Source organism: Streptomyces sp. NPDC127106 (assembly GCF_042677605.1).
GTDB lineage: Bacteria > Actinomycetota > Actinomycetes > Streptomycetales > Streptomycetaceae > Streptomyces.
The window spans coordinates 218,786-226,077 of sequence record NZ_JBHXTC010000007.1 but is presented as its reverse complement, the minus strand read 5'-3'; the positions used below and the strand labels follow the sequence as shown (position 1 = coordinate 226,077).

General features: G+C 70.6%; 10 protein-coding genes. 3 read left to right on the top strand and 7 right to left on the bottom strand.

Going from position 1 to position 7,292, the window contains the following annotated elements:
- Window positions 1-193 precede the first annotated feature (193 nt).
- The 4 genes from ACFVGY_RS10415 to ACFVGY_RS10400 form a co-directional block, all read right to left on the bottom strand.
- Complete coding sequence (locus ACFVGY_RS10415; protein WP_385673949.1) at window positions 194-784, bottom strand: malonic semialdehyde reductase; 591 nt, start codon at window positions 782-784, stop codon at window positions 194-196.
- 97 nt (window positions 785-881) lie between these two features.
- Window positions 882-1,121, bottom strand: coding sequence for an exodeoxyribonuclease VII small subunit (locus ACFVGY_RS10410; protein WP_385673946.1), 240 nt, complete (start codon window positions 1,119-1,121; stop codon window positions 882-884).
- A 101-nt stretch (window positions 1,122-1,222) separates the two neighbouring features.
- Window positions 1,223-2,470, bottom strand: a complete 1,248-nt coding sequence (gene xseA / locus ACFVGY_RS10405) for an exodeoxyribonuclease VII large subunit (protein WP_385673943.1) — start codon at window positions 2,468-2,470, stop codon at window positions 1,223-1,225.
- A complete protein-coding gene (locus ACFVGY_RS10400) occupies window positions 2,461-2,610 on the bottom strand; it encodes a hypothetical protein (RefSeq protein WP_385673940.1) in 150 nt (49 codons plus the stop codon). The genes xseA and ACFVGY_RS10400 overlap by 10 nt, the downstream gene beginning before the upstream one ends.
- A 115-nt stretch (window positions 2,611-2,725) precedes the next feature.
- Between ACFVGY_RS10400 and ACFVGY_RS10395 the strand changes: the two genes are divergently transcribed.
- Together ACFVGY_RS10395 and ppgK are read left to right on the top strand one after the other, a co-directional pair.
- Window positions 2,726-3,733 carry a 4-hydroxy-3-methylbut-2-enyl diphosphate reductase gene (locus ACFVGY_RS10395; RefSeq protein WP_385673938.1) on the top strand — a complete coding sequence of 336 codons (1,008 nt, stop codon included), beginning with the start codon at window positions 2,726-2,728 and terminating at the stop codon, window positions 3,731-3,733.
- A 21-nt stretch (window positions 3,734-3,754) separates the two neighbouring features.
- Window positions 3,755-4,546: a polyphosphate--glucose phosphotransferase gene (ppgK, locus tag ACFVGY_RS10390; protein WP_385673935.1), complete on the top strand. Its 792-nt coding sequence runs from the start codon at window positions 3,755-3,757 to the stop codon at window positions 4,544-4,546.
- On the opposite strand, the gene ACFVGY_RS10385 is transcribed toward ppgK, so the two are convergent.
- Complete coding sequence (locus tag ACFVGY_RS10385) at window positions 4,543-5,058, bottom strand: DUF6542 domain-containing protein (protein ID WP_385673932.1); 516 nt, start codon at window positions 5,056-5,058, stop codon at window positions 4,543-4,545. The genes ppgK and ACFVGY_RS10385 overlap by 4 nt on opposite strands.
- Before the next feature lie 135 nt (window positions 5,059-5,193).
- On the opposite strand from ACFVGY_RS10385, the gene ychF reads away from it, so the two are divergent.
- Entirely contained in the window at window positions 5,194-6,282 is a 1,089-nt protein-coding gene (ychF, locus tag ACFVGY_RS10380; RefSeq protein WP_385673929.1) for a redox-regulated ATPase YchF, read from the top strand.
- 133 nt (window positions 6,283-6,415) lie between these two features.
- On the opposite strand, the gene ACFVGY_RS10375 is transcribed toward ychF, so the two are convergent.
- Together ACFVGY_RS10375 and ACFVGY_RS10370 are read right to left on the bottom strand one after the other, a co-directional pair.
- Complete coding sequence (locus tag ACFVGY_RS10375; protein ID WP_385673926.1) at window positions 6,416-6,679, bottom strand: type II toxin-antitoxin system RelE/ParE family toxin; 264 nt, start codon at window positions 6,677-6,679, stop codon at window positions 6,416-6,418.
- Window positions 6,672-6,941, bottom strand: coding sequence for a type II toxin-antitoxin system Phd/YefM family antitoxin (locus ACFVGY_RS10370; protein WP_019434848.1), 270 nt, complete (start codon window positions 6,939-6,941; stop codon window positions 6,672-6,674). The genes ACFVGY_RS10375 and ACFVGY_RS10370 overlap by 8 nt, the downstream gene beginning before the upstream one ends.
- Between the last annotated feature and the right edge of the window lie 351 nt (window positions 6,942-7,292).

Genomic DNA, 7,292 nt, shown 5'->3' with positions numbered 1-7,292 from the left:
TCGCCCCCGCCTGGTGGGGGGGGCGCCCGTTCTCTCACCCCCGCGTTCGGGGCGGCGGCCCCCCCCCCTCAGCGTCCTCCCCGCCGCGCCCCCCCCCCCCCCCGCCCCCCACGGCCTTTCGTTCGATCTCTGCGCGGTCCGCGTGTGGTCCGCGTGTCCCCCGCGTGTGATCCGCTGGGGAGCGTTCGAGGGGTCAGACGGTGGTGATGACCTGGTCGGCGGTCAGGCGCGGGCCGCGGGGGTGCGGGACCTCGCCCTCGGCCTTGCCGATGTTGACGACCATCAGCGGGGTGTGGTCGTCGTCCAGGAACTCCCTCTGGATGCCGGCGTAGTCGAAGCCGCCCATCGGACCCGCGGCCAGGCCCGCGGCACGGACGCCCACGATGAAGTAGGCGGCCTGCATGGCGGAGTTCATCAACGCGGAACGCTCGCGGGCCGGGCGCTCGCTGAAGAAGACGTCCTTGGCCTGCGGGAAGTGCGGCAGCAGGGCGGGCAGCTCCTCGTGGAACTCGTTGTCCGCGGAGAGGATCGCGACCAGCGGCGCGGCGGCGGTCTTGGCCTGGTTGCCCTCGTCCATCAGCTCGACCAGGCGCTCACGGGCCTCGGGGGAGCGGACCAGGGTCACGCGCAGGGGGGTCGAGTTGAAGGCGGTGGGGCCGTACTTGACCAGTTCGTAGATCGCCTGAACCTGCTCCTCGGTCACCGGCTCGTCCGAGAACGCGCTGGTGGTGCGGGCCTCGCGGAACAGCAGGTCCTGGGCGGCGGAGTCGAGAACGAGGGACATCGCAAAGCCTTCTTCCATACGGAGGTGGAGCGTCGCCACCGACTTTACGGCCAAAGTAGTCGAACATTCAACTAAATCTAGCCGGGAGTGGCACGGATCACTCCCCGCGGCCGCCCTCCTGCCGCTCGGCCGCCGCCTCGCGGGCCGCGAGCGCCGAGTCCAGGCGGGCGCGGGCGCCCTCCAGCCAGTGGCGGCAGACCGTCGCGAGTTCCTCGCCCCGCTCCCAGAGCGCGAGCGACTCCTCCAGGGAGGTGCCGCCGGCCTCCAGCTTCCGGACGACCTCGATGAGCTCGTCGCGCGCCTGCTCGTACCCCAACGAGGTATCCGTTTCCGTCATTCCTGTACCGCCTCCGGTCTCGTGCCCGCCACGTGCGACGGGGAAATGTGTCATGTCCGCTCTGGGGATCACCCCGGGATCACCCCGGGATCACCCCGGGATCACTGCCGGCCAGGCTCCGGCTCCGGGTCCGGCTTCGGGCGCTCCGAGACCCGTACCGAGAACTCGCCCTCGGCCACCCGTGCCCGCAACACCTCGTCCGGCGCCACCTCCTGCGGCGAGCGCACCACGTGCCCGTCCGCGCGCTGGAGGACCGCGTACCCCCGCTCCAGCGTCGCCGCCGGCGACAGTGCGACGACCCGGGCCAGGGTGTGCGCGAGCTCCGAATCCGCCCGGTCCAGCAGGTGCCCCAGGGTGCGCCGGCTGCGCCCCAGCAGGGCCTCCAGCTCGTCCTCCCGGGTCTCCACCATCCGCTGCGGATGGACGAACACCGGCCGCGCCAGCGCGTGCGCGAGCCCCCGCTCCTCCCGGTCGAGCAGCGCGCGCACCGCGCGCAGCCCCCGCTCCTGGAACTGGCGCACCCGCTCCAGCTCCTCCCCGACGTCCGGCACCACCTTCTTCGCGGCGTCCGTCGGGGTGGAGGCGCGCAGGTCCGCGACGAGGTCCAGCAGCGGCGAGTCCGGCTCGTGCCCGATCGCCGAGACCACCGGCGTACGGGCCGCCGCCACCGCGCGGACGACCTCCTCGTCGGAGAACGGCAGCAGGTCCTCCACGCTGCCGCCGCCGCGCGCCACGATGATCACGTCGACCTCGGCCAGGTCGTCGAGCTCCTTGACCGCCTGGATGACCTGGGGCACCGCGTGCACGCCCTGCACGGCGACGTTGCGCACCTCGAAGCGGACCGCCGGCCAGCGGCGCCGGGCGTTCTCCAGCACGTCCCGCTCGGCCGCCGACGCCCGCCCCACCACCAGCCCGATCAGCTGCGGCAGGAACGGCAACGGCTTCTTGCGGTCCAGCGCGAACAGCCCCTCGGCGGCCAGCGAGCGCTTGAGCCGCTCCAGCCGGGCGAGCAGCTCGCCGATGCCGACCGGCCGTATCTCCGACGCCCGCAGCGACAGCTGGCCGCGCGGCGCGTACCACTCGGGCTTGGCCAGCACGACGACCCGCGAACCCTCGGTGACCGCGTCCGCGACCTCCTCGAAGACCTGCCGGAAGCAGGTCACGCTCAGCGAGATGTCGTGCGAGGGATCGCGCAGCGTCAGGAAGACCACCCCCGCCCCCGGCCGCCGCGAGAGCTGCGTGATCTGCCCCTCCACCCAGACCTGGCCGAGCCGGTCGATCCAGCCCCCGATGAGCCGGGACACCTGACCGACCGGCAGCGGCGCGTCGGCCGACGTATTCAGACCCATGCAGGCAGGCTAGCCGCCGGGACCGACAGCGTCTGCGGGGCCGCCCCGACGACCGCGTACACGACCGCGTACACGACCACCTCCACGACCACCACCATGACCGCGTTCGCGACCGCCTGCACGACCGCCTGCACGGTCACCGTCCCGATGGCCGCCCGCACGCCCCCCTGCGGAGGACACCCGGAACGGACGCGCGACACGGCCCCCGCGGCCGGGCCGACGGGCGGCGTACGGCCCGGCCGGGACCCCCGTACGATGGACCGCATGAGTGCTGCCGCCGCCCCTGCTCCCGCTTCCCGCCGCGTCCTGCTCGCCGCCCCCCGCGGCTACTGCGCGGGCGTCGACCGAGCCGTGATCGCTGTCGAGAAGGCCCTCGAGCAGTACGGTGCGCCGGTCTACGTCCGGCACGAGATCGTGCACAACAAGTACGTCGTGCAGACGCTGGAGAAGAAGGGCGCCATCTTCGTCGAGAAGACGGAGGAGGTCCCCCCGGGCAACATCGTCATGTTCTCCGCCCACGGCGTGGCCCCGGTCGTGCACGAGGAGGCGGCACGCGGCAAGCTCGCGACGATCGACGCGACCTGCCCCCTGGTCACCAAGGTCCACAAGGAGGCCATCCGGTACGCGAAGGAGGACTTCGACATCCTCCTGATCGGCCACGAGGGCCACGAAGAGGTCATCGGCACCTCCGGCGAGGCCCCGGACCACATCACGATCGTCGACGGCCCCCACGACATCGAGAAGGTCACCGTCCGCGACGAGTCCAAGGTCGTCTGGCTCTCCCAGACCACCCTGTCGGTGGACGAGACCATGGAGACCGTCGACGCGCTCAAGACGAAGTTCCCGCTGCTCGTCTCCCCGCCCAGCGACGACATCTGCTACGCCACCTCCAACCGGCAGGCCGCGGTCAAGGTCATGGGCGCCGACTCCGACCTGGTCATCGTCGTCGGCTCCAAGAACTCCTCCAACTCGATCCGCCTGGTCGAGGTCGCCCTCGACGCGGGCGCGCGCGCCGCGCACCTCGTCGACTTCGCGAGCGAGATCGACGAGGCCTGGCTGGACGGCGTCACCACGGTCGGCCTGACCTCGGGCGCCTCGGTGCCGGAGGTGCTCGTCGAGCAGGTGCTGGAGTGGCTCGCCGAGCGCGGCTACGCGGACGTGGAGATCGTCAAGACGGCCGAGGAGTCCATCACCTTCTCCCTGCCGAAGGAACTGCGCCGCGACCTCCGGTCGGAGGCCGCCGCACTGGTCGCAGACGAGTAGCCCTTTCCGTACGGTGAGTCCATGCAGATCTTCGGCGTGGACATCGGCGGTAGCGGGATCAAGGGCGCGCCCGTGGACCTGGACCGCGGCGGCCTGGCGCAGGAGCGCCACAAAGTACTGACACCACAGCCGGCCACCCCCGAAGGGGTGGTCGGCTGTGTCGTCGAGGTGGTCCGCCACTTCGACTGGGACGGCCCCGTCGGGGTGACGTTCCCGGGCGTCGTCACCGGCGGCGTCACCCGGACGGCGGCCAACATGGACCCGTCGTGGATCGGCGTCGACACCGGCGCCCTGCTCGCGCAGCGGCTGGACGGCCGCCCGGTCACCGTCCTCAACGACGCCGACGCCGCGGGGATCGCCGAGATGACGTACGGCGCGGGCCGCGGCCGCGACGGCACCGTCATCCTGCTGACCCTCGGCACCGGCATCGGCAGCGCCGTGTTCACGGACGGGCGACTGGTCCCGAACTCGGAGCTCGGCCACCTGGAGCTGAAGGGCCACGACGCGGAGAAGCGGGCGTCGGTCCGGGCCAAGGAGGAGGAGGACCTCACGTGGGAGCGCTGGGCGCGCCGGCTCCAGAAGTACCTCGCCCACGTGGAGATGCTGTTCTCCCCGGACCTGTTCATCCTCGGCGGCGGCGTCAGCCGCAAACCGGAGAAGTTCCTACCGCTGATCGACGGGATCCGGGCGGAGATCGTCCCGGCGGAGCTCCAGAACAACGCGGGCATCGTCGGCGCGGCAATGGCGGCGGCCCCGGCCGCGGGGACGGGCACGGGCGCGGGCGCGGGGTCGGCGGGGGACCGGAGCGCTTAGGAAGGTGAAGCCCGGCGGGGGATGCGCCGTCGCCCGATCAGCACGGCCTTGCGCACGACGGCGATCAGCGCGGCCACCAGCGTCCCCCCGTACAGCCAGCCGGCGTGCAGCGACAGGGCCGACACCACGCCCATGACCTGCGCGCCGAAGCCGCCCGAGTCGCCGGAGATCGGCCAGACCCCGACCGCGAAGGCGATCGGCACGGCGATCGGCGCGGTGACCAGGTCGGCGGGCCGCACCCACAGCGCGGTCGCGGCCGCCACCGGCACGAAGAGCAGCCCGTACACGAACACCGAGCCGTCGAACAGCAGCCAGACGAACCCGGCGACGAGCGTCATGGACACGCACGCGAACAGCCCGCCGCCCAGCCCGGTCAGCCGCGGCCTCGGCAGCCGGCGCTCGGCAGCCGGCCGGGGTCGCCCGGCGCCGCCCTGGGCCGGCACCCCGCCGGGGCGCCGGGGCTGCTGCCGCTGCGGATGGTGAGAGACCGAACGCGTCCTGTAGTGCTCCACCCCCCAAAACTAGGCGGACCGGGTGCGCGATCGCCGTGGGGACACGCGTACAACGCGACCCGCTCATCGGAAAGTAAACTGTCCGGTGGCCCGCTCCCGGGCCGCCGCCCCCTCCAGCTACGGGAAGTCGCCAACGTGTCGCTCACGATCGGAATCGTCGGCCTGCCGAATGTCGGCAAGTCGACCCTGTTCAACGCCCTGACCAAGAACGACGTGCTGGCGGCCAACTACCCGTTCGCCACCATCGAGCCCAACGTGGGCGTCGTCGGTGTCCCGGACGAGCGCCTGGCCAAGCTGGCCGAGGTCTTCAGCTCGCAGCGGATCCTCCCGGCGACCGTCGACTTCGTCGACATCGCCGGCATCGTGCGCGGCGCGAGCGAGGGCGAGGGCCTGGGCAACAAGTTCCTCGCGAACATCCGCGAGTCGGACGCGATCTGCCAGGTCATCCGTGCCTTCAAGGACGAGAACGTCGTCCACGTCGACGGCAAGGTCTCGCCCAAGGACGACATCGAGACGATCAACACCGAGCTGATCCTCGCCGACCTGCAGACCATCGAGAAGGTCCTGCCGCGCCTGGCCAAGGAAGCCCGCATCAAGAAGGACGTGGCCCCGAAGGTCGCGGCCGTCGAGGCGGCCAAGGAGATCCTGGAGAAGGGCGACACCCTCTTCTCGCAGGGCATCGTCCAGGGCTCCGAGAAGGCCGAGCTCCTCCACGACCTGCACCTCCTCACGACGAAGCCGTTCCTCTACGTCTTCAACGTCGACGAGGACGAGCTCACGGACGAAGCCTTCAAGGCGGAGCAGCGCACCCTGGTCGCCCCCGCTGAGGCGATCTTCCTGAACGCCAAGCTGGAGGCGGACCTCGCCGAGCTCGACGAGGAGGACGCCATGGAGCTCCTCCAGTCGGTCGGCGCCGAGGAGCCCGGCCTGGCCACCCTGGCCCGCGTCGGCTTCGACACCCTGGGTCTGCAGACCTACCTCACGGCAGGCCCGAAGGAAGCCCGCGCCTGGACCATCAAGAAGGGCGCCACGGCCCCCGAGGCGGCCGGTGTCATCCACACCGACTTCCAGAAGGGCTTCATCAAGGCCGAGGTCATCCACTTCGCCGACCTGATCGACTGCGGCTCGGTCGCCGAGGCCCGCTCCGCCGGCAAGGCCCGCATGGAGGGCAAGGACTACGTCATGCAGGACGGCGACGTAGTCGAATTCCGCTTCAACGTGTAGTCGCGCGCATACTGCACGTTAGGTGTTGAGTCAAACACGCACGCCAGAAGGGGTCGGGCTCTGTCGAGTCCGACCCCTTCGTCGTCACCGTGCTGGATGGGTGCTGGATATTCTGACGTGTGGTCAGCAGTAATCAGGTGTCGTAAACGGTGGACCGGTGTCCCGCGTGAACGACCCAGACCACCAGTTCCCCGTTGTCGATCGTGTAGACGACGCGGTAGTCACCGACCCGGAGCCGGCGGCGGTCTGGCTGGGACACGAGTGCGGTGGTGTTGAAGCCGAGTGGATCGCTTTCCAACTCGGTCAGCTTGGCCAGGATGCGCAGCACCATCTCGCGCGGGATCTTCCGAAGCTCGGCCTGCGCCTCGGGTCGGAAGACGGCTCGGTATTCACTCACCGCGCGCCAGCGTCTCCCTCATGATGTCCTCGATCGGGATGCCGGGTGCTGGGTTGGCCATGCGCTCGTCGATGATCCGATTGATCTCGCGCTCTTCCCATTCCTGGTACTTGCGTAGTACCTCGATGGAGACGACGGCGGCGACTTCCTTGCCCCGGCGCGTGATCACTGTGGGTACGTCGTCACGGTCGGCGCGTTCCACGACCTCGGCGAGGTGGGCACGCACATCGCGGATGGACTCTATGGGCAGCGGCTGCGTCATGCGCCCAAGGGTACCGAGTGTCTCATGTGTACACAACGCGTCGCGGGTGACGGGCGTTCGTCGCGCTCGTGCGTGCTGGATGTGCTGGATGAACTCGCACCGTGCTGGATCGGTGCTGGATAGGGGCCGGTAACGCGGTGTTTTCGCAGGTGGGAGCCCTGTGTCAAACGTTCCGCTTCACCGTGTAGTCGCCTCGTTACTGCGCGTTGGTAGTTTCGTCAAGGGTGTAGGTCGGGAAGGGGGGGGGGGGGGTGGCTGGGGGCCCGGCCCCCCGAACCGGGGGGGGTGGGGGTGGTGTTTTTGATAGTTGGGGGGGGGGGGGGGGGTGGGTGGGGGAAACGGGGGGGGGAA

Excerpts from the sequence above, each read along its gene's own strand:
- ACFVGY_RS10395 (WP_385673938.1), top strand. The coding sequence starts at position 2,726 with ATGGACCGCATGAGTGCTGCCGCCGCCCCTGCTCCCGCTTCCCGCCGC.
- ACFVGY_RS10410 (WP_385673946.1), bottom strand. The coding sequence starts at position 1,121 with ATGACGGAAACGGATACCTCGTTGGGGTACGAGCAGGCGCGCGACGAG.
- ACFVGY_RS10370 (WP_019434848.1), bottom strand. The coding sequence starts at position 6,941 with ATGACGCAGCCGCTGCCCATAGAGTCCATCCGCGATGTGCGTGCCCAC.
- xseA (WP_385673943.1), bottom strand. The coding sequence starts at position 2,470 with ATGGGTCTGAATACGTCGGCCGACGCGCCGCTGCCGGTCGGTCAGGTG.
- ACFVGY_RS10415 (WP_385673949.1), bottom strand. The coding sequence starts at position 784 with ATGTCCCTCGTTCTCGACTCCGCCGCCCAGGACCTGCTGTTCCGCGAG.
- ppgK (WP_385673935.1), top strand. The coding sequence starts at position 3,755 with ATGCAGATCTTCGGCGTGGACATCGGCGGTAGCGGGATCAAGGGCGCG.